Source organism: Rhodococcus sp. MH15 (assembly GCF_019266045.1).
GTDB classification, from domain to species: Bacteria; Actinomycetota; Actinomycetes; order Mycobacteriales; family Mycobacteriaceae; genus Rhodococcus_F; species Rhodococcus_F qingshengii.
This window is the reverse complement of record NZ_LPNP01000082.1, coordinates 217217-243377: the sequence shown is the minus strand read 5'-3', so window position 1 is coordinate 243377 and position 26161 is coordinate 217217. Positions and strand designations below refer to the sequence as shown.

23 protein-coding genes are annotated in these 26161 nt (G+C 63.9%); 13 read left to right on the top strand and 10 right to left on the bottom strand.

Going from position 1 to position 26161, the window contains the following annotated elements; translation table 11 throughout:
- Window position 1: 1 nt before the first annotated feature.
- Window positions 2-2323 (bottom strand): arylsulfatase, encoded by a 2322-nt coding sequence (locus ATN37_RS31275; RefSeq protein WP_218696074.1) that lies wholly within the window; start codon window positions 2321-2323, stop codon window positions 2-4.
- Entirely contained in the window at window positions 2320-3297 is a 978-nt protein-coding gene (locus ATN37_RS31270; protein ID WP_042452972.1) for a TauD/TfdA family dioxygenase, read from the bottom strand. The genes ATN37_RS31275 and ATN37_RS31270 overlap by 4 nt, the downstream gene beginning before the upstream one ends.
- A 342-nt stretch (window positions 3298-3639) precedes the next feature.
- Between ATN37_RS31270 and ATN37_RS31265 the strand changes: the two genes are divergently transcribed.
- Complete coding sequence (locus ATN37_RS31265) at window positions 3640-4911, top strand: ROK family transcriptional regulator (RefSeq protein WP_074447122.1); 1272 nt, start codon at window positions 3640-3642, stop codon at window positions 4909-4911.
- Between the two features lie 15 nt (window positions 4912-4926).
- Here the strand turns inward: ATN37_RS31265 and ATN37_RS31260 are convergent, their stop codons facing one another.
- Window positions 4927-5286 carry a nuclear transport factor 2 family protein gene (locus ATN37_RS31260; RefSeq protein ID WP_054187841.1) on the bottom strand — a complete coding sequence of 120 codons (360 nt, stop codon included), beginning with the start codon at window positions 5284-5286 and terminating at the stop codon, window positions 4927-4929.
- Between the two features lie 70 nt (window positions 5287-5356).
- Between ATN37_RS31260 and ATN37_RS31255 the strand changes: the two genes are divergently transcribed.
- The gene (locus ATN37_RS31255) at window positions 5357-6226 is read left to right on the top strand and encodes a LysR family transcriptional regulator (RefSeq protein WP_218696073.1); all 870 of its coding nucleotides are present in this window, start codon (window positions 5357-5359) and stop codon (window positions 6224-6226) included.
- On the opposite strand, the gene ATN37_RS31250 is transcribed toward ATN37_RS31255, so the two are convergent.
- From ATN37_RS31250 to ATN37_RS31240, 3 genes are all read right to left on the bottom strand, one after another.
- Window positions 6192-7196, bottom strand: coding sequence for a tocopherol cyclase family protein (locus ATN37_RS31250; protein ID WP_218696072.1), 1005 nt, complete (start codon window positions 7194-7196; stop codon window positions 6192-6194). The two genes, ATN37_RS31255 and ATN37_RS31250, sit on opposite strands and share 35 nt — an antisense overlap.
- Window positions 7193-7585, bottom strand: a complete 393-nt coding sequence (locus tag ATN37_RS31245) for a PaaI family thioesterase (protein ID WP_007735335.1) — start codon at window positions 7583-7585, stop codon at window positions 7193-7195. Before ATN37_RS31245 ends, ATN37_RS31250 begins: the two co-directional genes overlap by 4 nt.
- 64 nt (window positions 7586-7649) lie before the next feature.
- Entirely contained in the window at window positions 7650-8423 is a 774-nt protein-coding gene (locus ATN37_RS31240) for a PIG-L family deacetylase (protein ID WP_003942001.1), read from the bottom strand.
- 111 nt (window positions 8424-8534) lie between these two features.
- On the opposite strand from ATN37_RS31240, the gene ATN37_RS31235 reads away from it, so the two are divergent.
- From ATN37_RS31235 to ATN37_RS31200, 8 genes are all read left to right on the top strand, one after another.
- A complete protein-coding gene (locus tag ATN37_RS31235) occupies window positions 8535-9761 on the top strand; it encodes an MFS transporter (RefSeq protein WP_003942019.1) in 1227 nt (408 codons plus the stop codon).
- On the top strand, window positions 9707-10534 hold the full coding sequence (locus ATN37_RS31230) for an alpha/beta fold hydrolase (RefSeq protein ID WP_256933583.1): 828 nt from the start codon (window positions 9707-9709) through the stop codon (window positions 10532-10534). The genes ATN37_RS31235 and ATN37_RS31230 overlap by 55 nt, the downstream gene beginning before the upstream one ends.
- A 42-nt stretch (window positions 10535-10576) precedes the next feature.
- Window positions 10577-11905 carry a D-inositol-3-phosphate glycosyltransferase gene (gene mshA, locus ATN37_RS31225; RefSeq protein WP_003941843.1) on the top strand — a complete coding sequence of 443 codons (1329 nt, stop codon included), beginning with the start codon at window positions 10577-10579 and terminating at the stop codon, window positions 11903-11905.
- Complete coding sequence (locus ATN37_RS31220; RefSeq protein ID WP_047268888.1) at window positions 11902-12399, top strand: YbjN domain-containing protein; 498 nt, start codon at window positions 11902-11904, stop codon at window positions 12397-12399. Before mshA ends, ATN37_RS31220 begins: the two co-directional genes overlap by 4 nt.
- A gap of 139 nt (window positions 12400-12538) precedes the next feature.
- Window positions 12539-14140, top strand: coding sequence for an AMP-binding protein (locus ATN37_RS31215; protein WP_058038157.1), 1602 nt, complete (start codon window positions 12539-12541; stop codon window positions 14138-14140).
- Window positions 14141-14186: 46 nt separating this feature from the next.
- A complete protein-coding gene (locus tag ATN37_RS31210; RefSeq protein WP_003941992.1) occupies window positions 14187-14942 on the top strand; it encodes a phosphoglyceromutase in 756 nt (251 codons plus the stop codon).
- Between the two features lie 162 nt (window positions 14943-15104).
- Window positions 15105-16340 carry a cell wall metabolism sensor histidine kinase WalK gene (locus ATN37_RS31205; RefSeq protein WP_058038156.1) on the top strand — a complete coding sequence of 412 codons (1236 nt, stop codon included), beginning with the start codon at window positions 15105-15107 and terminating at the stop codon, window positions 16338-16340.
- A complete protein-coding gene (locus ATN37_RS31200; protein WP_003942020.1) occupies window positions 16337-17026 on the top strand; it encodes a response regulator transcription factor in 690 nt (229 codons plus the stop codon). The genes ATN37_RS31205 and ATN37_RS31200 overlap by 4 nt, the downstream gene beginning before the upstream one ends.
- Before the next feature lie 87 nt (window positions 17027-17113).
- Here the strand turns inward: ATN37_RS31200 and ATN37_RS31195 are convergent, their stop codons facing one another.
- Window positions 17114-17899, bottom strand: a complete 786-nt coding sequence (locus ATN37_RS31195; protein ID WP_003941928.1) for a hypothetical protein — start codon at window positions 17897-17899, stop codon at window positions 17114-17116.
- Window positions 17900-17965: 66 nt separating this feature from the next.
- Between ATN37_RS31195 and ATN37_RS31190 the strand changes: the two genes are divergently transcribed.
- From ATN37_RS31190 to ATN37_RS31180, 3 genes are read left to right on the top strand one after another with little or no spacing between them, the layout of a single operon-like run.
- Window positions 17966-18916 carry a Ppx/GppA phosphatase family protein gene (locus tag ATN37_RS31190; protein WP_003941975.1) on the top strand — a complete coding sequence of 317 codons (951 nt, stop codon included), beginning with the start codon at window positions 17966-17968 and terminating at the stop codon, window positions 18914-18916.
- Window positions 18916-20034 carry a hypothetical protein gene (locus tag ATN37_RS31185; protein ID WP_218696071.1) on the top strand — a complete coding sequence of 373 codons (1119 nt, stop codon included), beginning with the start codon at window positions 18916-18918 and terminating at the stop codon, window positions 20032-20034. The genes ATN37_RS31190 and ATN37_RS31185 overlap by 1 nt, the downstream gene beginning before the upstream one ends.
- A gap of 7 nt (window positions 20035-20041) precedes the next feature.
- Window positions 20042-20926: a sugar phosphate isomerase/epimerase gene (locus tag ATN37_RS31180; protein WP_218696070.1), complete on the top strand. Its 885-nt coding sequence runs from the start codon at window positions 20042-20044 to the stop codon at window positions 20924-20926.
- Here ATN37_RS31180 and ATN37_RS31175 read toward each other — a convergent pair.
- Genes ATN37_RS31175 through ATN37_RS31165 form a run of 3 tightly spaced genes read right to left on the bottom strand, consistent with a single transcriptional unit; the run spans window position 20906 to window position 26142 of the window.
- Window positions 20906-22339, bottom strand: a complete 1434-nt coding sequence (locus tag ATN37_RS31175) for an HAD-IB family hydrolase (protein WP_218696069.1) — start codon at window positions 22337-22339, stop codon at window positions 20906-20908. The genes ATN37_RS31180 and ATN37_RS31175 overlap by 21 nt on opposite strands.
- Complete coding sequence (locus tag ATN37_RS31170; RefSeq protein WP_218696068.1) at window positions 22336-24672, bottom strand: glycerol-3-phosphate 1-O-acyltransferase; 2337 nt, start codon at window positions 24670-24672, stop codon at window positions 22336-22338. The genes ATN37_RS31175 and ATN37_RS31170 overlap by 4 nt, the downstream gene beginning before the upstream one ends.
- 3 nt (window positions 24673-24675) lie before the next feature.
- On the bottom strand, window positions 24676-26142 hold the full coding sequence (locus ATN37_RS31165; RefSeq protein ID WP_003941881.1) for a wax ester/triacylglycerol synthase domain-containing protein: 1467 nt from the start codon (window positions 26140-26142) through the stop codon (window positions 24676-24678).
- Window positions 26143-26161: the final 19 nt, after the last annotated feature.

Sequence of the window (26161 nt, the reverse complement as noted above, 5' to 3'; positions counted from 1 at the left end):
GCTAGTCGGCGGCATACTCTGCTTCCCGTTCGATGGATTCGATGTGACGACGCGGTACTTGTATCCGACCGGGTGTGTAGGTGACGGCGCGCAGCGCGCCGCTGTACCGGAAGGGACCATGGCGTCGTCGTACCTCCCACGACACAGGTCCCCTGGCGTCGACACCGACCGAGATACCGGTCCACGGCGCCATTCCCACCAGTTGTACTTGCCCGAGCAGCCGGCCCGCGTGAATGCCGTCGACGCTGACGTGGAGATCCCAACGCAACCGCGGTACCACCGTCACCGACAGCTCGATGCGTTCGGTGCCGAGCGCCAGCGGTCCGGCGTCGACAACGGAGTAGGAACCGAACGCGTTGTACCCGAGATGCAGGTGCCCGTCCTCGACGTAGAGAAGGTACCCACCCTGCGGATCGCCATGGGCGACAAGGACACCGGCGTCACCTTCGCGGTAACCGTCGAGTTCGACCGTGATGTCGAAGTCGCGGAACCCGATCAGCTTGGATGAGCGGTAGCGCTCCAGCGGGGGCGTTCCGGCAAGTAGTCGCACCGGGCGTGAGAGTGCTCCTTCCTCCGGACGGCGAACCGCGCCGACGGTATTGCCGAGTAGAGGAAACACGGTGTTCGCCCACGCCGAGTGGTCCCAGGCCTCGGCGAGTTCGCGAACCTTGTCGGGAAACCGTGATGCCAGGTCGTCGAGCTCGGTCGGGTCGGTGCGGACGTCGAACAACTGCCAGTGCGGTTTGTCGATGTCCGCCGGGGTGAGAGCCAGCAGTTTCCAGCCGTCCTTGTAGTAGCCACGGTTGCCGGTCATCTCGGTGTACTGCTCGGTGTGAGTGCTCGGAGCGGCAGACGAACGCAGAACGGGCGCGGAAGACACCCCGTCGAACTCTTTCACCGGGAGCCCGTTTCGCACACTGGGTGCGTCGATTCCGGCCAGTTCGAGCAGCGTAGGGGTCAGGTCGGTGACGTACGCGAACTGGTCGCGAATCCCGTTGTCGTCTGCTCCGGGTTTCAATCCAGCGGGCCAGGACAGGAGAAAAGGAACACGGATCCCGCCGGCAAAGGATTGCCCTTTGTAGAACCGGAACGGGGTGTTGGACGTCTGTCCCCATCCACGTGGATAGTGGACGCCCAATGCAGGTCCGCCGATGAGGGATTCGTCGTGGGGGACATCGCCCACCCAGTCCGGATCCTGAATATGCGCGAACTGTGCGAAGTAGCTTCGGGTCCCGTCCGAACCGCCCTCGGCGGTGCCGCCGTTGTCGGAGGTGAAGACGATGATCGTGTTGTCGAGCTCGCCGAGTTCGTCCAGGGTGTCGACGATGCGTCCGACGCTCTGATCGATCGAGTCGACCATCGCCGCGTACACCTCCATGTAGCGGGCGAACCTGGACTGCACTTCCGGCGTGAGTGATTCCCATTCGGGGACGTCGAAGCCGGGTTCGGAGTTTCGCGGTGCTTGTTGCGTACCTTCCGGAAAGAGGCCTTGCACGAGCTGAGAGGCGAACCGCGACTCGCGGATTCGATCCCACCCTTCGTCGTAGCGGCCGCGGTACTTTTCCTGGTCGGCAGGCTTGGCCTGCAACGGTCCGTGCATGGCGACGTGTGCGAAGTAGAGGAAGAACGGCTTGTCCTGATCGTGGGCGCGGAGGTCCTTGATGTACCCGACCGCTTTGTCGGTCAGATCGTCGGTGAGGTAGTACCCCTCGGGGTACTCGTCCACGTCGACCACAGAATTGTCGGAGATCAGTTGATTGGGATAGTAGAAGGAGTTGAGGCCTTCGAGTGAGCCGTAGTAGCGATCGAAACCGCGCTGCGTCGGCCAGGAGTCACGATTTCGTCCCGGGGCCAGGTTGGCGTCGCGTACGAGGTGCCACTTGCCGACGGCATAGGTCGCATAGCCCGCGCCGCGGAGGATTTCGGGGAGTGTCTGGACGTCGTCGGCCAATTCCAGACGCAGTCCGGGGTAGCCCGGGTCGGCGTTGGCGACAAAACCGTACCCGGCGCGGTGCGGATTCAGGCCGGTGAGAAGAGCTGCGCGCGACGGCGAGCAGAGGGGCGTCGTGTGATAGTTGGTCATCCGAATGCCCTGCGCGGCAAGGCGGTCGAGGGTGGGAGTCTCGATCTCGGAGCCGAACGGCCCGATGTCGCTGTACCCCATGTCGTCGATCAGAACCACGACGATGTTGGGTGATCCGGGAATCGGGGTCGTGGAGGTGGGCCACGACGGGGTCGAATCGGCTGCGGTGCGGCCGATTCGACCCTCGAAGCCTTCGTATCCGCGGGCGTGCGGAGGAGGGGCGGAATCCGGTGAAGTCATGGGAGAGTCGAGGCGCCTTCGATGATCGAGTATTCGGAAGCGTCGCCGGCGATGCTGCGGCTTCGTTCCCCGTGGATGTTGACCGGGATGTCGCCGGCAAGGGTGATGCGCTCCAGACGCCGGTACTGATCGTCGTAGTCGGCGATCGCGTAGTGCTGGGTGGCGCGGTTGTCCCAGATCGCGACGTCACCGGCTTCCCAGTTCCACCGCGTCGTGTACTCGAGCTTGATGGCGTGATCCTGCAAGAGCTTGAATACACCGTTCGACTGTTCGGTGCTCAACCCGACGAAGTTCTTGACAAAATGTCCGAGGACGAGCGTGCGTTCTCCGGTTTCGGGGTGGACCCGCACCACCGGGTGTTCCGTCTCGAAGTACGTGGACTGGAACTCCTCGCGGTAGGCGGCCGTGCGATCTTCGGTGAGCCGCTCGGCGCTGGTTGCCGCATAGTCGTAGACGTTCGTGTGGCGAGCCCAGAGGTTCTCCGCGAGCGCCTTGAGCGGATCCGGCAGTCCGTTGTAGGCGGCTACCCCCGACGCCCACGTCGTGGAACCGCCGTATTCGGGTAGCTGCACCGCGCGCAGGATCGAAGCCTTGGGGATGCGGTCGACGAAGGTGACGTCGGTGTGCCAGCTGTTGGCCTTGCCCAGGTCCGAGTCGATGGGCAGAACTTTTGCGCCGTGCGACTTCACGGTGGGGTGGGCAGTGGTCGGGGTACCCAGCAGCTGGGCGAACTCGTACTGCGAATCGTTGTCGAGGTGGTCTTGCCCGCGAAAGAAGATCACCTTGTGTTCGAGAAGTGCTTGCCGGATGAGGGAAATCGTCGCCGGGTCGAGATGCCCGCCGAGAGTGATTCCGTCGATTCGGGCGCCGATATGCGCGCCGAGGGTGGTGACAGTGCCGCGAGCGGCGTCAACGGCCGCTCCGTTCGTTGATGCCGAATTCGTGAGGGTCGGCTTGGCGAAAGCTGTAGACATGGTGCACCTTTCGTGGGGAGTGTGCCCACCCAAACACGCGAGATTTCGCCCCGACAGGGTTGCGTTCAGTGTGATCGTTACCGCACCTGATTTGTGAATCTCGGTGAAGCTGCTACTTTTGGAGCCATGTCGACCGACCAGCCTGCCGCTTTGCGGGTCACCTATGTGACCGCTGCGCTTGGTTCGCGTCTGCCTCTGGCGCGAGAGCTGTGTTGTCGCCGCCGTTCTTTCTGCAGCTAATTTCTGCGCCTTTTCTGTCTATTTCTTCGTGTGACCAGTGGAAACGCTGATTTCTCGGTCGACAGAGATATGCGCCTTCTCCTCCTTCTGCAAGGGACAGCCATGTCGACACCCACAATCTCCGCCATTCCGAACATCCGATCGCGAACCGCGCTCTCGGGAACCCGGACCCGTACCCAGATAGTTGCGCCCGAACTACGCATCGCCGACGGTCCGTCCGCGACTGTGTTGCGTATTGCTCGATCCCGTGGGCCGCTCTCACGTGACACTGCGGCAAAGGCATCAGGGCTGAGCATCGCCACCGTGAACCGGCAGGTCACGAGCCTGCTGGACCTCGGGATCCTGCGCGAACGCGCGGACCTGACGGCCTCCGGAGCAATCGGGCGTCCGCGAGTTCCGTTCGAGGTCAACCACGAGCCTTATCTGACAGTCGGCATCCACATCGGTGCCGTCGTCACCAGCATCATCGCCAGCGACATTCGTGGAAAGGTGCTCGGCGCCGTCGAGATTCCGACGCCTGCCACCAATTCTGCTGTCGCGCTTGCCACCATTGCGCGCTCGGCCAAATCCTTTGCCTCGCGGTGGCACAAGCGTCGTCCGCTCGCCGTCGGCGTGGCCATCGGCGGTCGCGTCGATTCAGCGACCGGAGTCGTCGATCACCCGCGTCTGGGATGGAAGGGCGCCAAGGTCGGGTCCATCATCGGAGCCGGCTTGGATCTCCCTGTATCGGTAGCCGCCCACGTCGAGGCGATGGCCGCGTCGGAACTACTGCTCAGCACCGACCGTGCCGAAGCCCCGACGCCGGGCACTACCGGCCTGTACTTCTACGCTCGTGAAACTGCCGGCATCGCAATCACTTTCGAAGGGCGAGTGCACACGCCGTCCAGCGGACCCGGTTCGATCGCGCACCTCCCCACCGGTTCGTCCGCACGGTGCACCTGCGGAGCCGTGGGTTGCCTTGAAGCGACGATCAGTGACCGCGCCGTAGTCGCGCAGGCTTTGTCTTCGGGCGCCGTGATCCAGGGCAGCGAGCGTGTCACGATCGCGGACGTCTACCGGGCCGCGTCGTCGGGTTCCATTCCGGCACACGAGCTTCTGGTTGATCGAGCACGCGTCCTCGGCCGGACAGTGGCGATGCTGCGTGACCTGTTCAACCCGGATCGTGTGATTCTGGGTGGTCAGGCATTCACCGACTATCCGGCCGGGGTGCCCCATGTCGCCGAGGCTTTCTCGACGGCATCCTCCTTGGAGCGTAAGGACATTCGAATTACCGGTTTCGGCAATCGGGTTCAGGAATACGCTTCCACGGTCGTGTCACTGAGCTCACTGTTTGCTGATCCCGCTGCGGCTATGCGCCGCGCGTCGGCCGTCTGACTGCGAAGAGGGCAGTCAGAGTTCCGGTCGATCCAAGACTCGCAACCATGATCCGTCGGGCTGGCGGCGCGCGACCTGCGTGCGCCCGCCGGTTCCGTCGGAAGGTTTGGTCGAGGTCATGGCCAGGTCGCCGCTGATCACCGTCGGTAGAGATTCCTCGACGGTGAATCTCGGTGCAGCTGCCAGCATCTGAGAGATCACCTCGCGGATGGCTTGGCGGCCCACGGTGAGGGATCCGGGAGGGAAGGCCATCACCGCATCCTCCTCGTAGAGTGCGGCGACGGCGTCTGCGTCACCAGCGTTGGCGAACTGCACAAAAAGCTTCGCGATGTCTTCCGGGGTTCCGGCCTTCTGAACGTCATCTGTTGTTGTCATGCTTCCATCGTTCTAGTACTCCGGCGATAAGTCCAAGATCTAGTTTGTCTCGCAGCTAGAATCAGCAGTTATGGAACTTCGGCAGCTCGAATACTTTGTCACGGTAGTGGAGGAAGCCAACTTCACTCGCGCCGCCGAGCGGCTTCACGTAGCCCAACCCGGTGTGAGTGCCCAGGTCAAACGGCTCGAACGTGAGTTGGGGCAGGAATTGCTCGATCGTAGTGGTCGAACCGTTTGTCTGACCGACGCCGGGCGAGCTGTCCTCCCGCACGCCTACGCTGCACTTGCTGCCGTTCAGAGCACCCGCGACGCTGTCGATGCCTTGAACGGACTGGTCCGGGGTTCCGTTTCGGTCGGGATGGTTACCGCCTGCGCTTCCGCCGACCTCACAGATCTGCTGAGTCGGTTGCACAACAAACACCCCGGACTGGACATTTCGCTGGCCGAGGACGATTCGCGCAGTCTGCTTGCCGGAGTGTTGGACGGAACCTTCGACATAGCCGTCATCGGGGTGGCGGGAGAGCTGCCGGAAGGGCTCGAATCGAGGGTGATCACCGACGAACGACTGGTGGCCGGAGTGGCAACGGATCATCCGCTGGCCGAGGTGTCGTCTCTACCGTTTGCCGAGTTCGCCACGCGATCGGTCATCTGTCTGCCGGAGGGAACCGGTATCAGGACGTGTCTGAACTTCGCGTGCGCCGCGGCCGGCACCACGCCGACGGTTGCGCTCGAGGCAAGCAACCTCGGCATCATCGTTTCATTGGCAGCGCAGGGGCTGGGAATGGCCGTGCTTCCCGAGTCGGCAGTGGGGGAGTTGCATCGGATCGATCTCGAACCGGAGGCGCGATCTCGGCTGGAATTGGTCTGGCGTTCGTCGGGCGGCAAGAATCCTGCGGCCTCCGCTCTCATCGATCTTGCGAGAGCTGTTCCCGCCGAGTGAGTTCGGCCTGCGCCCGATCCAATCCGCCGTGCTCGAGAGCAGCCAACCTCGACCTGTCCTTCCAGACGATGGTGCCGCGTCGCCGGACGATGACCGACATCGTTCCACCGAGATGCTCGAGCGCTCCTGGCACGTTTCGACGCTCGGCAGGTATCGGAACAGGAAGTATGTGTGCGTCGGCGATGGGTGCGGTCCCGTCGATGTCGACGCTCCACTTCCGGCTGTAACCCCGAAGCGTCCAGCGATCGTCGGACACCGTCGTCTCCACCTGTGACGTCAGAGGATTACCCAGCCGCAACACCGTTCCGTCCGGTAGCGCGGCAACGACGGCGGTGACTTCGGTGCGCAGAGGTCCGGCGCTGACCTGTCCGCCGGCAAACGCCACGCAGGCTCGAGGATCGGTGAACCCCTGTGCCTGTCCCCACCACCAGGATTCCGGGAATCCTCCCTTTCCCCAGTTCTTCTCGCCGTACACCTGCGCTCCGGTGAGATCCCAGCTCTGTCCGTCGATGACGGCTCTTCCCTCGACCCGGCCGCCGAGCAGCCACGGATGCCAGTACTGATTGAGTGCGGGAACTGATTGGAAGTAACTCGACCCCCCGAAGCGGCGGTGCGGCCAGAATCGCTGATTACTGATGCGTACGTCGAGATGACTGTCGCCGAAATCGACCTGGAGTCGATCGGCATTGCCGCGGAAAGCGTTGTCGGCGTAGGCCCCCAGGATACGGGGATCGGCCGATCCGTTCGGATGCTCAGCAGTGCGGAGGAATCCGCCTGGGTGTGCCGCGAGACCGAGCGTCGACCAGCTGCCGCCGTCGGCCTTGTTGATTCCGGCGAGCGCGATCACCACCCGTCCGCTGTCTGGCATCGTGAATCGCCAGAAGTAACCCTCCATCGCAACGTCATGGGAGGCAAGCAGATTGCCGTACGGCAGGGTGGCACCCGAGGCGCGGTACGCGGGAAGCTTCACGGTCCCAGTACTGCCTGTGATGCGGTGACCTGAGCGACGAGGCGGCCCTCGTCGTCGCGGATCTCGGTCACCACCGCGACGGTGCTGCGCCCCGCGTGCAGTGGCCGGGCGGTGGCGGTGACCGTGCCCTTGCGCACGCCGCGAGTGAAGACGGTCGACGAACTGGTGGTGGACGTACTTGCGCCGGACGGCAGATTGAGGAATGCACAGACGGCGCCGACGCTGTCTGCCAGCGTCATCAAGGCGCCGCCGTGCATTCCGTTGCCGGCGGTGGTGCGGTGGCTGTCCCAATCCAGATGGCCGACAACCTGTTCGGGTGCCGCGCTGTCCAACTGAATTCCGGTGTGAACTGCAAAAGGCATGCTCGCGACAAGTTGTTCGAGGTCCATGCCTACCGATGTTAACGAGCCGCCGAAACCTCCGTCGGGACTTCGGTTTATCGAGGGCGGTGACTCACAGGGGCAGGGCGGTTTCCGACAGCCCTTCCGGCGCGTTGCGACGACGGAACCACTCGGTGCCGAATGCCGCGGCGAGCTGCTCCGTTGGCATTTCGAGGAACGGGCCGAAATCGCCGACCTGCGTTGCGTGCGCGTACATGGCCGCGCGCTTGGACGAGATCACCGAACTGACATCGACCGCGGTGGTGAGTTGGTCAGCCGGAAGCCCGAACGATTCGATGTCCGGCGGCTGCGCCTCCTCGGTCCACTCGGGGTTGGCCTGCATCAGCATCTTCATGTGATCGCGGTTGGTGGACGCCTCGTAGACGAACGGCGTGCCCGCGAGTTCTGCAGCACGAACGCCGACGTGGTGGACCTGGATGTGATCCGGGTGGCCGTATCCGCCGTTGGGGTCGTAGATGGTCAGGACATCGGCGTTCTCTTCACGAAGAACCTCGGCCAGACGCTCGGCGGCCTTCTCGACGTCGACGTTGCAGAACGCTTCCGGATTCTCGTTCTCGGGCGTACCCACCATCCCCGAATCCGGGTAGTGCAGGGACACGACGCGACTGGCACCCAACGCGTCGGTGGACGCCTCGAGCTCACGGCTGCGGCGCTGAGCCAACGTCTCGTATTCGTCCAACAGTCCGTCGGGGAATTCACCGAGAGCACCGTCGGTAGCGGTGACGACTACGACGCGGTGACCTGCGTCGGCGGCCATTCTCATCACGCCGCCCGTAGTGAAAACTTCGTCATCGGGATGGGCGTGGAAACACACCAGGACACTCATTCGCGCAATCGTAAGGCAAGTTACCGACAGGTCAACCCGAGCGCACAGTGAAAACGATTTGTCGAGTCGGCCTCGGCTCTGTGAACCTTGTTCAGTGCACGAGAAGCTGACATGAGCGAATCCACCAACAAAGGCCTGCTGAGCGCCTACCGCGAGATCTTTGCCGCCCCCGGATCGGTCGCCTTCTCGGCCGCCGGATTTGTCGCAAGGCTGCCGATCGCCATGATCGGTATCGGAATCGTGACGATGATCTCGCAACTTCGTGGTGACTACGCGCTCGCCGGCGCGCTCGCCGCGGTTTTTGCGCTCTCGTCGGCGATCATCGCGCCCGCGGTCTCGCGTGCGGTCGACCGCTTCGGACAGCGAGCGGTCCTGCCGATTGCCGCAGCCGTGAGCGTCACCGCGATCGGGGCGCTCCTGCTCGCAGTCCGGATGGAAGCTCCCGACTGGCTGCTGTTCGTTCTGGTCGTCCCCGGCGGCGCCACTCCGACGATCGGCGCGATGATTCGCGCCAGGTGGGTGGCGATCTATGTCGGAAAACCTCAGCTGCGCACCGCCTTCGCCTTCGAATCGGTGGTGGACGAGCTCTGCTTCGTGGCGGGCCCGGTCATATCGGTAGGTCTGAGCATCGGGCTCTTCCCCGAGGCTGGACCACTGGCAGGGTTGATCCTGCTGGTCACCGGAACCCTGCTGCTGGTCATACAGCGCGGAACCGAACCGAAGGTGCATCCGCGTCGACCCGGCCGCGGACGATCGGTTCTCGGTAACCACGTGATGTGGATCGTCATCGTCATCATGGTGATGCTCGGAACGATCTTCGGCGTCATCGACGTCGGCGCCATCGCGTTCACCAAGGAACAGAATTCGCCGGGATCCGCGACGCTGGTCCTCGCGCTGTTCGCCGGCGGTTCGGGAATCGCGGGACTGATCTTCGGGTCGATGCACCCGGCGCGATCGCTGCGCGGGCAGTTGATGATCGCGTCCTCGGCGGTCGCCGTTCTCAGCGTCCCGCTTCTGTTGGTCGGAAACGTGGCCGCACTTGCGGGTGCCTACGTGCTGGCGGGCGCGACCATCGCACCGACGCTCATCATCGCGACAGCCCTGGTCGAACAGATCGTCCCGCCGGAAAAGCTCACCGAGGGAATGACCCTGACGGTTACCGGCCTCGGCGTCGGCGTGGCGCTCGGGTCTGCGCTGGCCGGACAGCTGATCGATCGCTACGGCGTCCCGTCGGCCTACATGCTCGCCGTCGGCGCCGCAGTCGCAGCCTCTATCGTGACGGCATGTCTATTCGTGAAGCCGTCAGCGTCGACGGCACGTCCATCGTCTATCGAGTAACCGGAAATTCGGCGGGGACCCCGCTGGTGTTGCTGCACGGCTGGGCTCAGTCCTCGCAGTGCTGGGGCGAGCAGGTCCTCGCGGACCTGGCCGCGGACTATCGGCTGATCGCCGTCGATCTGCGCGGCCACGGTTACTCCGATGCGCCCGAATCCGGATACGACGATTCCGCGAACTGGGCCGGCGACGTCGCGGCTGTTCTTGCGGCCGAAGGCGTCACCGAGAACGCGATCCTGCTCGGCTGGTCGTACGGCGGTCTGGTGATCTGCGATTACCTGGCAGCGCACGGCACCGGCGCGGTGGCGGGCGCGGTTCTGGTCGGGGCGATCACCAGCATCGGGCGCGGCGAAAAAGGTGGCAAGGTCGGCTCGGCGATGCGTAGCGCAGTTCCCGGCGCGATGTCCGAAGATCCCCGCGAGGCGATCCGTGCACTCGGCGCTTTCGGCAATGCTCTCACCGGCCCACCCGAGGGCAAGGGTGCAGCGTCGCAGGCCTTGTTCGGGTACAGCCTCTCGACGCGTCCGCGGGTGCGCGCAGCATTGTTCAACCGTGCTGTCGGTCACGACGAGTTGCTTCGCAATCTGGACATCCCGGTCCTCGTTCTGCACGGAACCGACGACTCCGTCGTCGACGTGAGTGCAGGTAAGCACGCCGAGGAACTGATTCCCAAGTCCCAGGCGTCGTACTGGGAAGGCTGCAATCACGGCCCGTTCGTGGAGGATCCGACACGATTCGTGTCCGAAGTGCGAATGTTCATCTCGAGCCTCGGTTAGAGTTCGCGCCCGGTGAGGGGGCAGTATGGAGTCGTGACGCCCATGCACATTTCGCGCCCTCGCCGGGTGGCCGTTCTCTCGGTCCACACCTCGCCATTGGCGCAACCCGGCACCGGTGACGCGGGTGGGATGAACGTCTACGTTCTGCAATCCGCCATTCAGCTCGCCAAACGTGGCGTCGAGGTGGAGATATTCACCCGCGCGACGTCCTCGGCCGACGCACCCGTGGTGGACGCCGCTCCCGGAGTGCGGGTTCGGAACATTGCTGCTGGTCCCTTCGAAGGGCTGGACAAGGCGGATCTGCCGACTCAACTGTGTGCCTTCGTCGCAGGAGTTCTACGGGAGGAAGCGCGACACGAGCCCGGGTACTACAGCCTGATCCACTCGCACTACTGGTTGTCCGGGCAGGTCGGCTGGCTCGCCCGCGACCGCTGGGGCGTGCCCCTCGTACACACCGCCCACACCCTCGCGGCGGTGAAGAATCTTTCGCTTGCCGAGGGAGACACCCCGGAGCCGGCAGCACGTCAGATCGGCGAGCAGCAAGTAGTCGCCGAGTCCGATCGACTGGTCGCCAACACCACCGACGAAGCCAAGGCGCTGCACGAGTTGTACGGCGCAGATCCCACGCGTATCGACGTCGTGGCTCCCGGCGCCGATCTCACCCGCTACCGACCGGGCGATCGCGATTCCGCCCGCGCGTCGTTGGGGTTGGACCCGGGCGAGGTCGTCGTGACTTTCGTCGGCCGGATCCAACCTCTGAAAGCACCGGACGTTCTGCTGCGTGCTGCCGCCGAAGTGATCAGCCGTCGCCCCGAGTTGCCGTTGCGCATCCTCGTCGTCGGCGGGCCGTCGGGAACTGGCCTCGCGCGGCCGGACGTGCTGATCGAACTGGCACGCTCACTCGGCATCACAGCGCAGGTGACGTTCTTGCCGCCGCAGGCTCCTGAGCGTCTCGCCGATGTCTACCGTGCCTCGGATCTGGTTGCGGTGCCGAGCTATTCGGAGTCCTTCGGGTTGGTCGCCATCGAAGCTCAAGCCTGCGGAACTCCCGTGATCGCCGCCGACGTCGGCGGACTGGGAGTAGCCGTACGCAACGGTGAGACCGGCCTGCTGGTTCAAGGACACCGCACCGAAGATTGGGCCGGCGCCCTCGAATCCTTGGTGACAGCACCGACGCGCTTGGCCGAACTCGCCGCGCAGGCACCGCGCCACGCCGAAAATTTCTCGTGGGAACACACCGCGGACGGTTTGCTCGAGAGCTATCGCAAAGCCGCAGTCAACTACAACAACGGAACCGGTCCCAGCGACTTCTCGCCCCGCCGTGCGCGGGGTCTGTGGCGTCTGCGCCGGACCGGGGGAGTGCGTACATGAGCAGCATTTCGGACACCATCGAGCAGGCCCTCACCGAGCGCGAACTCGACTTCACCAGAAAAGACGACGCGCATTTCATCGTCGAACTTCCCGGTGAACACAAACTCAAGACGTCGACTCTGCTCACCGTCGGCAATCACGGTGTGCGGGTCGAGGCCTTCGTGTGCCGCAAGGTGGACGAGAACTTCGAAGGCGTCTACAAATTCCTGCTCAAGCGCAACCGTCGTCTGTACGGGGTGGCGTACACACTCGACAAGGTCGGGGACATTTACCTCGTCGGCAAGATCGCAGAGCATGCCGTGACCGGCGATGAACTCGACCGAGTGCTCGGTCAGGTTCTCGAAGCCGCCGACGGCGATTTCAACGTCATCCTCGAACTCGGCTTCTCCTCGTCCATCAAGCGTGAGTGGGCGTGGCGGGTGTCGCGAGGTGAGTCGCTGGCGAATCTCGAACCGTTCAAGCACCTCATCGAGGAAGAGCCCGCGCAGAGCTGATCGAGCGGGGTGAGACACATCGCGGATGTGTCACGTAAAGTGGCCTTTACTTGTGACTGTCGTCACGGAATAATACTGTTCCCGTGAGTCACAGTAAGTTGGTCACACCACCCCGCCGCGCAACTTTTCGAGGAGCACAGTGAGCTTCAAGAGTCCGTTCCCCGACGTTGAAATCCCCAACCTCAGCGTCTACGACTTCCTGTTCGGAAACACCGACCCCGCAGACCTCGACAAGACGGCCTTCGTCGAGGGCAGTTCGGGCGCAGTCACCACATACGCTTCGCTGATCGCACAGATCAACGGCGTTGCAGGCGCTCTCGCAGCGCGCGGACTCGCCGTCGGCGACGTGGTCGGGCTGCATTCGCCCAACGTCCCGGCCTTCGGTTCCGTCTTCCACGGCATCCTTCGTGCCGGTGGCGTCGCGACCACGATCAACGCGCTCTACACCGCCGAGGACATCGCCAAGCAGCTCACCGATTCCAAGGCCAAGTTCCTCTTCACCGTCTCGCCGCTCCTGCCGCAGGCAAAGGCCGCTGCTGACCTGGTCGGTATCCCGGCCGAGAACGTGTTCGTGCTCGACGGTGCCGAAGGCCACCTCTCGCTGCGTGATCTGCTCGGCGAGGGTGCAGCGGCGCCCGAGGTCTCCTTCGATCCGGCCACCCAACTCGCGGTGCTGCCGTACTCCTCGGGCACCACCGGCCGACCCAAGGGGGTCATGCTCACCCATCGGAACCTCGTAGCCAACGTCTGCCAGATCATTCCGCGGATGGGCATCGAGACCGACGACAAGATTCTCGCGGTCCTGCCGTTCTTCCACATCTACGGCATGACGGTCCTGCTCAACGCTGCGCTCTATCGCCGCGCGAGCCTCATCACGATGCCGAAGTTCGATCTCGTCGAGTTCCTGCGGATCGTCGCCGAGCAGAAGTCGACGTACATCTTCGTCGCACCGCCCGTTGCCGTCGCGCTGGCCAAGCATCCGCTCGTCGATCAGTACGACCTCTCGAGCGTGCACACCATCTTCTCCGGTGCGGCCCCGCTCGACGCGGCGCTCGGCAAGGCCGTCGCCGACCGGTTGAACTGCCACGTCCGCCAGGGCTACGGCATGTCCGAGATGAGCCCGGTCTCGCACGCGATCCCGTTCGACCGCGACGACATCGCGCTCGACACCTGCGGTCCGACCATCGCCAACATGGAATGCAAGCTCGTCGACCCCGGAACGGGCGAAGAGGTCGCGTACCCGCCTCTCGGCTCGGACGGCGTCAGCGAGCCCGGCGAACTGTGGTGCAAGGGCCCGAACATCATGCTCGGCTACCTCGGCAACGACCAGGCCACCAAGGACACCCTCGACGACGACGGTTACCTGCACACCGGTGACATCGCGACCGTCGACGGCGACGGCGTCGTCAAGATCGTCGACCGCCTCAAGGAACTGATCAAGTACAAGGGCTACCAGGTTCCCCCGGCGGAACTCGAGGCCTTGCTGCTGACCCACCCGCAGATCGCCGACGCCGCAGTGATCGGCGTGCTCGACGCCGAGGGCGAAGAGGTTCCGAAGGCATTCGTGGTGCTCCAGGACGGCGCCGAGTTGACCGAAGCCGACGTGATCACCTTCGTCGCCGAGCGCGTCTCGCCGCACAAGAAGGTCCGCCAGGTTTCGTTCATCAGCACCGTGCCGAAATCCGCGGCCGGAAAGATCCTCCGCAAGGATCTGCGAACTGCGGAAGTTGCCCCGAGCTGATTTCCGGACAGGGTTGATCAAGAAGGGTTCCGGTACTCGTGCCAGGATGAACGCCATGAGTATCGGAACCCTGGTCCTGCTCCGCCACGGCGAGAGCGAATGGAATGCACTCAATCTGTTCACCGGCTGGGTGGACGTACACCTGACAGACAAGGGCATGGCCGAGGGCAAGCGCGCCGGCGAACTGCTCGCCGAGCACAACCTGTTGCCCGACGTTCTCTACACGTCTCTGCTGCGCCGCGCGATCAGCACAGCCAACCTCGCGCTCGACGCCGCCGATCGCCACTGGATCCCGGTAGTGCGCGACTGGCGTCTCAACGAGCGTCACTACGGCGCTCTGCAGGGCAAGAACAAGGCGCAGACCAAGGAAGAGTACGGAAACGAGCAGTTCATGCTCTGGCGTCGTAGCTACGACACCCCGCCGCCCGCCATCGAAGCCGGCAGCGAGTACAGCCAGGACACCGATCCCCGGTACGCGAACCTCGACGAGGTTCCCTTGACCGAGTGCCTGCTCGACGTCGTCAAGCGTCTGATCCCGTACTGGGAGGACACCATCTCCCAGGAGCTGCTCGCCGGTCGGAACGTGCTGGTCACCGCGCACGGCAACTCGCTGCGTGCGTTGGTCAAGCACCTCGACGGCATCTCGGACGAGGACATCGCGGGCCTGAACATCCCGACCGGAATCCCGCTGCGTTACGACCTCGACGAGAACCTGAAGCCGCTCAATCCCGGCGGCACCTACCTGGATCCGGAGGCCGCAGCTGCCGGCGCCGCCGCGGTGGCGAATCAGGGCGGAAAGTAGCAACCCGATGATGTGCGTCGAGGCCCCCCGAACAGTGATTTCGGGGGGCCTCGGCCAACAGCAGATGAACGACGAACCAACGCCGTCCACCTGGCGGATTACACGGGTGGGAACGTCCGAACCCGCCGTAACCGACTCTTCGCGCGAACGTACGATTGCGCCGTGAGTGTCGTGATTGCAGTGCTGCTGGTCGTGGTCGCCGGCTTGGTCGGCTACCTCGTCGGCGGGGTGCTGGTACCCAGGCTGTCGTCGCGCCAGAGTCAGCGCTCGGACGAACAGACCGGGCTCACGATGTCCCAGGTTCTCGACCTCATCGTGTTGGCTTCGGAAAGCGGTATCGCCGTCGTCGACGGTTTTCACGACGTCGTGCTCTTCAATCCTCGCGCCGAGGAACTCGGTCTCGTCAAGAATCGTCTGGTCGACGAGCGAGCTTGGCGGGCTGCTCAGGAAGTTCTGCGGACGGGTCAACCCGTCGAGGTCGATCTGACGGCGCAGACCGCTCAGCGGGGCCGCGACAAGATCGCGGTACGTGGCACGGCCCGGTTGCTCAGCAAGGACGATCGCAACTTCGTGGTCCTGTTCGCCGACGACGATTCCGAGCAGGTCCGCATGGAGGCGACCCGACGCGATTTCGTCGCGAACGTCAGCCACGAACTCAAGACGCCGGTCGGTGCGATGAGCCTGCTCGCGGAGGCGCTGCTCGAGTCCGCTGACGACCCGGAATCGGTGCGCCACTTCGGCGAACGGGTGCTCGGTGAGTCGATTCGTCTGGGCAAGATGGTCACCGAGTTGATCGCACTCTCGCGTCTGCAAGGTGCCGAGAAGCTGCCGGATCTCGACGTGGTCGACGTCGACACCGTGGTGTCCGAAGCACTGTCGAGGTCGAATCTGTCGGCCGAGGCCGCCGGGATCACGGTCACCACCGACCATCCGAGTGGGCTGGAAGTACTCGGGGATCAGACTCTCCTCGTCACGGCATTGTCCAACCTCATCGAGAACGCTATTGCATACTCGCCCAAGGGTTCTCCGGTTTCCGTCAGTCGGTCGGTACGCGGCGACAATGTCGCGATCGCAGTCACCGACCGAGGAGAAGGCATCGCGAAAGCGGACCAGGAGCGAGTGTTCGAGAGATTCTTCCGCGTGGACAAGGCGCGGTCACGGCAGACCGGTGGAACCGGTCTGGGGCTGGCGATCGTCAAACACGTCGCGGCCAATCACAACGGCTCCATCGAACTGTGGAGCAAACCGGGTACAGGGTCTACCTTCACGTTGCAGATACCGGCACACGTGGAGTCGGACGACGACATCGACTCTGACAACGCGGGAACCGCCGGTTCCACGCGGATCGGCAGACGAGAACAAGGCAGTAGAGAAAACGGCATGGAGGCCAAACGATGACGAGTGTGCTGATCGTGGAGGACGAGGAGTCCTTGGCGGACCCGCTGGCGTTCCTGCTCCGCAAGGAAGGCTTCGAGACCACCATCGTCAACGACGGACCGTCGGCGTTGGCGGAATTCGATCGCTCCGGAGCGGACATCGTCCTGCTCGACCTCATGCTGCCCGGCATGAGTGGCACGGACGTCTGCAAGGCGCTGCGGTCGCGCTCCGGCGTCCCCGTCATCATGGTGACGGCGCGTGACAGTGAGATCGACAAGGTCGTCGGACTGGAACTCGGTGCGGACGACTATGTGACCAAACCGTATTCGGCGCGTGAGCTGATCGCTCGCATCCGTGCGGTGCTGCGCCGCGGGGTGGAGAACGAGGCGGACCTCGCCTCCGACAACGGGGTGCTCGAGGCCGGACCGGTACGGATGGACGTCGAGCGCCACGTCGTGCAGGTCGCGGGTAACCCGGTGACGTTGCCGCTCAAGGAGTTCGATCTCCTCGAGTACCTGCTCCGCAACTCCGGTCGGGTGCTGACCCGCGGACAGTTGATCGACCGCGTCTGGGGCGCCGACTACGTCGGTGACACCAAAACCCTTGACGTACACGTGAAGCGGTTGCGTTCGAAGATCGAATCGGATCCGGCCAAGCCGGAACATCTGGTCACGGTCCGTGGATTGGGTTACAAGCTCGAAGCGTGATCGAACCTCGTCGAGAAGAAATGTCGAGAAGAATTCAGCCGCTCACACGATCGTGTGAGCGGCTGAATTCTTTTTGTTCAGGCGGAGTCAGCCCTGAGCTTTGTTCTGAGCGATCGTGGTCGCCGGATGGACTGCGATGAGGCCGAGGCCCGCGCGACGCCTGCAGAGGCGAGCCAGCTCGTCGTACGCGCGCTTTCCGAGAAGTTCCGTCAACTCGGGCCCGTAGGACTGCCAGACCTGCCGCTCCCCGACATGAGCGTCGGGGGAGCCGGAGCAGTACCAGGCGAGGTCGTCGCCGCCCTCACCCCAGCCGCGGCGGTCGTACTCGGTGATCGTGGTCTTGAGGATCTGGACGCCGTCCGGCCGGTCGACCCAGTCCTGGGTGCGGCGGATCGGTAGCTGCCAGCACACGTCCGGTTTCACCTCGAGCGGCTCGATGCCCTTCTTGAGCGCCATGGAATGCAGAGCGCAGCCCTCGCCTCCGGCAAAACCCGGCCGGTTGAGGAAGATGCACGCTCCTTTGTAGCGGCGGGTGCGCAGCGCGGGCTCGTCCTCGAGGTCGTCTTCTTCGACGTAGCCCTTCTTGCCGAGACCCTTTTCCATGAACTGCCAGTCTTCGGCTGTGAGCATTTTCACTGACGCATCGAGCTTGTCCTGATCTTCCTGATCGGAGAGGAAAGCGCCGTGCGAGCAGCAACCGTCGTCCGGGCGGTCTCCGATGATGCCCTGACACGCCGGCGTGCCGAACACGCAGGTCCAATGCGAGAGCAACCACGTCATATCAGCGGAAATGAGGTGTTCGGAGTTATCCGGATCGACAAATTCGACCCATTCGCGCGGGAAATCGAGATCGACCTCGGGGCTCGGAGTCATCTTGTGGGACCGGTCTGGGTTACCTGCTGTCACAAGGGCCGACCGTAGACCCAGTAACGTGGCGATGTGCGACTAGGGGTACTCGACGTCGGAAGCAATACCGTCCATCTATTGGTTGTGGACGCCCATCGGGGCGGCCACCCAACACCCATGAGCTCGACCAAGTCCACGTTGAGGCTGGCAGAGAACACCGACGACCGCGGCGATATCACCACGTCAGGAGCCGATCGGTTGGTCTCGACGGTTTCCGAATTCGCCGGTATCGCCAAGACGTCCGGGTGCGAGGAAATGATGGCTTTTGCCACTTCCGCGGTCCGTGACGCCAACAATTCCGAAGCCGTACTCGCCCGCGTCCGCGCCGAGACCGGAGTCAACCTCGAGGTTCTGTCCGGGGTCGACGAAGCCCGCTTGACCTTTCTGGCCGTGCGCCGCTGGTACGGCTGGAGCGCCGGACGCATCCTGAACCTGGACATCGGCGGCGGCTCGCTCGAACTCACCGCAGGTGGTGACGAGGATCCGGACGTCGCCTTCTCACTGCAACTCGGTGCCGGACGGTTGACGCGCGACTGGCTACAGGCCGATCCGCCGGGCAAGCGCCGGGTCGCTGTGTTGCGCGACTGGCTGGACGCGGAGTTGGTCGGACCAGCCAAGGAACTGCGCGCCGCCGGCGACTGGGACCGCACGGTCGGGACTTCGAAGACCTTCCGATCGTTGGCTCGGCTCACCGGCGCGGCCCCTTCTGCCGCAGGCCCCCGGGCAAAACGGACCCTGACTTCCAGCGGACTCAGGCAACTCATAGCCTTCATATCCAGGATGACGGCGGCGGACCGTGCAGAATTGGAAGGAGTGAGCTCGGATCGGTCACAGCAGATTGTGGCCGGCGCGCTCATCGCAGAGGCAACCATGCGGGCGCTCGGAGTGGACGAACTGGAAATTTGTCCCTGGGCACTGCGTGAGGGTCTGATTCTGCGAAAGCTCGACACAGAAATGGGCGGTGAATTGGTGGTGAGTGCTTGATGACCGAGGACAGTCAGCAGATTTCCGTAGCGGAACTGCTCAAGCGGAACGGTCAGAGCGTCGAATCCCGAGGTGGACGACGCCGGCGCGGCGTAGCCGGTGGCATCTCCGTCGCCGAACTGACGGGTGAGATCCCGATCGTTCGCCAGTCGGGATCGCGCGCGGCCGCCGAGCCCGAGTCCGACGAACCAGCAGCCCAGCCCGAAGCCGCTGCGCCGGAAAACTCTGCACCTTCAGCGCCGGCCGAGGCTGTCGCGGAAACCGCCAAGTCAGCCGAACCGGCACCGAAGGTTCCCGCCGATCGCACCGCAGCCTTCGCCGTCTCGTTCGACGACGACGATGACGATGACGAGCCGCAGGCACCCAAGGGTGAGTCGAAGCCGGTTGCTGCGCCGCCGGTCACCACTCCGAAGCCGACTTCCACACCTTCGCCGGGACAGACCTCGAAGTCCTCGCCCGGGCAGTGGGTGAGCCGGGCACCGCTCAACTCCTCGTCACCGACGCAGGTAACGCAGGAACCAGCCCTGCTGTCGGGTCAGACCCTGGCGGGCGACCTGATGCGTCAGGAGCGCGCCGCAACGCAGTCGCCGTCGTTGCGTCCGCCGATCCTGCCGCCGCGTGTCCCCACTCCCGTCGTGAAGGCACCTGCACCGACTGCTCCTGCTCCGGCCGCGCCGGAAGAGAGCACCGAACTGATCGACAAGATCGCAGACGCGGATGCCGGCGAGGCCGAATCGACCGCTGTTGTCGATCTGGTCAAGGCGCCGGCTGTCGATGACGGTGCAAAAAAGTCCAGTGCCGCCGCGGAGTCCGATGTCGAAGCCGAACCGGCAGCGGAAGAGGCAGGCGAGCGTAACTCGATCCGTGAATGGGCAGTGCTTGCCGGTCAGGTGGTTGTTGCACTGATCGTCGGCGGCGCGATGTTCAAGGGCTTCGAGAAGCTGTGGGACATGCTGCCGTGGGTGGCGTTGGTGCTCGCGCTGATCGTGATCGTCGGCCTGGTTGCTGTCGTGCGGGTTCTGCGGAAGACGGACGACATCACGAGTTTCGTGATCGCGGTGGTCGTCGGCATGATCGTGACGCTCGGTCCACTGGCGTTCTTGTTGACCTCGGGTTGATCGGACGATGATCGGGGGATCGCAGCGCATGGTTCGTCGGCCGATAGCCGTCGGCCTGTCGACGGCTTCGGTGTATCCGGAGAACACGGAAGCGGCATTTCGCTACGCCGCTGATCTCGGATACGACGGCGTCGAACTGATGGTGTGGGCCGAATCCGTGAGTCAGGACATCGGTGCTGTTGCCGCCCTCGTTCGCAAGTACGCCATTCCGGTGCAGGCGGTGCATGCGCCGTGTCTGCTGATTTCGCAGCGCGTGTGGGGTTCCGATCCGGTCGAGAAGCTCGAGCGTTCGGTGCGCACCGCCGAAACCTTGGGAGCGACGACGGTGGTCGTCCACCCGCCGTTCCGGTGGCAGCGCAAGTACGCCGAAGGCTTCGCGGAACAGGTTGTCGAACTCGAATCGAAGAGCAGCGTCGTTGTGGCGGTGGAGAACATGTTCCCCATGCGCGCCGACAGCTTCTTCGGCGGCAAGGACAAGTCCGCGGAGCGTCTGCGTAAACGTGGCGGTCCAGGGGCAGCGTTGTCCGCGTTCAGTCCGTCGTACGACCCGACCGATTCCGATCATGCTCACTACACACTCGACCTGTCGCACACCGCGACGGCGGGCATGGATGCCCTGAAGTTGGCCTTCCGTATGGGCAAGGGGCTCGAGCACCTGCACCTGGCCGACGGTCGCGGGGCGTCGATGGACGAGCACCTGATTCCGGGGCATGGCTCACAGCCGTGCGCGGAGTTGTGTCAGCAATTGGCTGCGAGCGAATTCAGCGGCCAGGCAGTCATCGAGATCAACACACAGAACGCGCGCACCCGGCGGGAGCGGTCGTCGATGCTGGCGCAGGCGCTCGCGTTTGCACGCGAGCACCTGGCACGCTCAGCGGTGGCCGGCAAGTAGCGCAGCTTCGAACTGCGCGCGCACCTTCTCGACGTGTGCGTCGAGGTCTTTGGTCTCCCAGCCTTCGGTCGAGATGGGATCGAGCACCGAGACATAGACCGGGCCTGGATGGGCGACAAGCGAATTGCGCCACATCCGTTCACCCGCGTTGTGAATCACCACGGGCACGATCGGCACACCGGCTTGGATCGCCAAGTGGAATCCACCCTTCTTGAAAGGGCCCAGACGTGGCGTCGGAGAACGGGTGCCCTCCGGAGCTATGACTATCGAGACACCATTCCTCAGCTTGTCGACTGCCGGTTGCAGTGCAGCCTTCGCCTTCGTGGTGTCGGTGCGGTCGATGTAGGCGACGTCGAGCAGTGCACCGACGGGCATGAACCGCGGATCGCTTGCCGCTTCCTTCTTCGCGACGCCGGTCACGTCACGCTTGATCACGGTGCCCAGGACCAACATGTCCAGGGAACTCTGATGGTTGAACATGAACACCGCCGGGCGGTGATCCCACACGTTGTGCTCGCCGTCGATCTCGACGTCGATGCCCAGCAGTGAGAGCGAGATGTCGGGGCCGTACGTGCCGACCAGGTTCGCACCCAGTTGACGGTTCCCGGTGACAATGCCTGCCGACGCACCGAGGGCGGCGGTGGCAGCAAGCGCGCCCATGGCAGTCGCCGTTCGGATCGTGGAGATCGGTGTTGCGCCTCGCTGCGGTTTACGCAGGCTGACCGAAGGCCAGTGATTGCGCAACGCGATCTTGGCCAGACCACGATCGGGATTCAACGCGACAGGTCGCCCGACGGCCTCGAGCATGAAGACGTCTTCGACACCGTTGGAGTACGCAAACGCGTTCTTCAGATCGGCGCCCATCTTCTCGGCATAGCCTGCAAGGGCATTGGCCTTGGCCGGCCCCCACAGTGCGGGCGAAGACAGTTCGCCGGTGAGCATGCCGTCGACGACTTCGGGCTCGGTGCACAGCACGTCTTCGATGTCGAGATCTTCGGCGACGTACTTGGCCTGGAACGGAGTCGCCGACGTAGCCATCACGATCGTGTGGCCGGCTCGCCGGTGTGCCGCCAGTAGCCCGCGGGCTTCCGGGTAGATCATCGCGGCGATCTCCTGCTTGAACAGCCGTCGGCCCCAGTCGTTCAGTTCCTCGACGGTACGGCCGCCCAAGGCTCGAACGCCGATGTCCATCAGTGCTCCGACGTCAGCGCCGCGGAATTGGGTGTCGATCGCGGCACCGGTGGTGCGCAAGAGTTCGCCGACGCTGATATCCAAGCGTCGCAGGCGGTCTCGGTACACAACGCTGGCCGAGTACCCGCTGATCAAGGTGCCGTCGAGGTCGAAGGCGGCGATCGTTCCGGGCCCGGGCGGGGCGGCTTCGATGGCGGAGTGCAGACGCTCGAGTCCGGTCACAGTCCTACTTCCTCGTTCGCGGCGGGCGCTCGGTTTGCTTCTGGAATGGTCACTACCGCAGCGGCGTCCGGTACCGGCATCGCCACCTGATCGAGTCGTGCATGCGCGAGTGCGCGAAGGTGACGCAGGCGCTCGACCTGAACCTTGATCTCGGCAGCGAATGCCAGGCGCCGGGCCCGGACTCCGTCGTCGTCGACTTCGATCAAGTTACGGTTGCGCGCCAAATTCAGTGCGGTGGCGAACAACTCACCGGAGACGGATTCGTTGCTGGCGATCTGCTGCCGCAGTCGACGCTGATGTGCGACGTCGATGCAGTTGCTGATGAACGACTTTTCGTCGAACGATGTCGAAATCGGCGCGAGCACAAGCTGATCGGCGACAACCTGGTACGCCTCGAGGAACGGTTGGAGCACGCGGTGCGCGAGGTACGGGCGAACCGTCTCGATCATGTGCTCGGTTCGTTTGTCGTCGGCCATGACGGTTTCCCACTCGGGGTCGATCAGCGTCAGCTCGGTCCGCATCTCCTGCTCGAACGTGTCCCGGTCACTGAAGAAGAACTCGAATTTCAACAAATCTCGGATGCGCTTGGCCTCTGCCCACCCGTCCCCGATGGGGTCCTCGAACCGCTCTTCGACGGCTGCCTGAAGTACGAGTTCGGTGATGGCACGCACGACAAGAAAGTGAATCGTGTTGTTGCGGTAGAAGGCAGCGACAAGATGCTGGTCCTTGCCGAGGTAGAAGACCTGCTCGCCGCCCCGATCGAAGCGCTCGAGCACCCCGGAATCGACGTGTGTCTGCAATGCCTTCTCGATGACACGCGGATCGGACAGTTCGACGTCGCCGGCGATCGGAAGATTTCGCGCGGTGATGTAGCCGAACAGCGGCGTGAGAATCGCGGTGAGTTCACGAACTGTCAACGCCCGGTCTTCGATTCCGAGGAACGCCAACATCGCCAGTGAAGACACGGTCACCGGGGTGACCTCGTTGATGCGGTGACACACCTCGATGCCGGCCTTCTGAATGGCAAGGCGCTGATCGGTTTCCTGGCTGAGTGCGTCCGCGAGTGAGAGCGGCCGGCCGATGGTCACGTGCGCGACACCGTTGCGTTTTCCCTGGGCGCGTACGTAACCCACCATCCAGCGCAGGCCTTCCGGTGTCTTCTCGGCGCCGAGCGCCTCGGCAGCCATGGCCCCGACCTCGTAGAGTTGGTCGTAGCTCAGCGCAACCGGGACGAGGTACACGTCGGACGCTCCGCTGACCTGAAATGCCTTGGTCAGGTAGGTCAGGAGACCGAAGCGCGGCGGGCGTAGTTTCCCGGTACGTCCGCGTCCACCTTCGATGTACCACTCCAGATTGAAGCGCTTGGTCAGCAGATAGCGCATGTACTCGTGCATCGACCATTTGTAGACCTCGTCGTTGCCGATGCTTCGACGAATGAAGACGGTGCCGCTGCGCTTGAGGATCGAGCCCATGGGCCAGAAACTGATGTTGAGGCCGCCCATGACGTGATTGAGCGGCAAGCCGTTCGCGATCAACGCCGGACGCAGGACGAGGGGATCGAGGTACGAACGGTGACTGGGGAGGAAGACCAGTGAGTGTTCCTTGTTCAGCTCACGGAGTTCCTCGAAGCGGCTCGTGTCCACGTCCAGCTTGTAGGCGCGAGCGAAGTAGCGGCCCAGGCGATCCCACACCGCGATGGCTTGGCGACTCTGGGTGGCAACCATTTCTTCGAGAGCTTCACGTGCGCGGCGATCGACTTCGGCGACGGCGATGTTCAACCGGTCGGCCAAAGCCATGACCTCGGTGGCGAATCGGCGGGTGTCGGTGATCTCGTCGACGACGAACCGTGACACCTTGTACTGGCCACCCAGTAGGCCCAATTCGGCGCGTTCGAGTGCCAGAGCGGCCTGCCGTCGGATGAACTCCGGTAGCGAACCGCCACCGCTCTTTTCGAGGCGACGCTCGAGATCGCTCAGTGGTGCGGGTTCACCTTCGATGACCTGGCACCGAGAGGGGTCGGTGCGCAGGGTTCTGCGTTGTGCACCGCGTCCGGGGTGGAGAGGATCGCGTGGTGCCAGCGCATCACGTAGTCGCACCGCGACGTTGTGCTTGGTATGGGTGTCCGGGATCCACACCACGCGAAGCGGCGCGAGCATCGGGTCGTCGGTCCGCGCCGCCAGTTCGGCCAGGGTCTTGTCGGTGATGTTGACGGTGACCGGCCGTGTTTCGGATTCGGTTGCCTTGTCGGCAAGCCACTTTCGCAGCACGCCGGCTTCGGCCTCTGTCATGGTTTCGGTGAGGTACACGCGCGGGTTGGTCGTGTTCTCGCTCATGACTCACGCACCTTCCGTTGTGACTCCGAGAGCGACGATCTCGTCCAGGCTCTCCTGCAAGCACTGCATCAGCAGCGCGGGTTTTGTGATCGCAGCGGTGTCGAGATTGATTCCGATACAGCACACCCCGACGTGGGAGACCAGTGTCGCCATTGCCGCGCAACCGGGCGCCGGGCCGAACGGGAACATCCGCTCGATCTTCGCTCCGGCGAGATAGACCGGTACCGGTACGCCGGCGACGTTGCTGGCCTGCAGGTCCAGACCCGTCGACTGGGACAGATACCAGTTCGCGAGTAGATAGTTCGGCAGGCGAGCGAGGATCGGGGCGGCGACGTCGATAGCGTCCAACGCCGGTTCCTCACGCAGACTCAGAACGATCTCTCGCACCTGCCTGATGCGTTTGGCCGGATCCGTTTCGGCGACCGGGCCGTTGAAGCGAACGGCTGCAAACCGGTTGCCGCCGTTGGCATCCGCGCCCGTGCGCATGCTGATCGGCATACCCATCGGGATGCTCTCGACGGATTGTCCGAAGGCTTCGTGGTAGCGATGGAAGCCGCCGAGCAATGCGGCGACGTAAGCGTCGTTGAGTGAGCCGCCGGCAGCTTTTGCTCCGGCCTTGAGCTCGGGAACACCCACTTCGAGAGTTCCGAACCACCGTCCGAGACCACGATCGTGGAGCAGAGGGGAACCGGAACGAGCTGGGGGAGTGACGATCTTGCGGAGTGAATTGGCGTAACCGAGGACCTCGGAAGCCGTCGTGATCGGACTCGAGATCGCCGTGGTCGCAACATTGGTGGCACCGCGGACCAGCTTGGCGATACGCGAGGGCGCACGCCGGATCTCGCTGACGACCTCCTCGCCGAAGGCGCCCACCGATGACAGATGCTCAGGAGCAGGCGGTGTGCGGTCGGGCTTGTTCGGAGTGGGGTCCGGGCGTCTGCTGTGCAGGAGCGTCATCATCTGGATGCCGCCCATGCCGTCGGTGATGGAGTGGTGAGTCTTGACCACGAACACGGCGCGACCGTCGTCGAGACCTTCGATGAGCAGCGCGCTCCACGGCGGTCGAGCCTTGTCGAAAGGTTCCGTCGCAAGGTGACGACACATGCGCAGTGCGTGATCGAAGTCCGCCGGTGCAGGTAGGCGGACGCGTCGTAGGTGGTAGCCGATGTCGAACTCGGGATCGACGGACCACACCGGATTGCCCAGCTGCATTGCCGGTTCCACTGCTCGCATACGAATACGCGGAACCACGTGCGATGCCCACTCGACTGCGTCGAGAAGTCGATCCCAGTCCGGGGCACGATCGAGTACCTCTACCGCAACGATCGGTGAGCGCAGTTGCGGCTGCGCCTCTTCCATCCGCCACATTCCAGTCTCGAAGTCGGACATCGTGCGGTTCGCCCCCCAGGCGACCGCGGAAAGGTCGACGTCGACCGCGCTAGGAGGAACAAATGGATTGCTGTTGGCCATACGTCAAGAACTCCCTCGG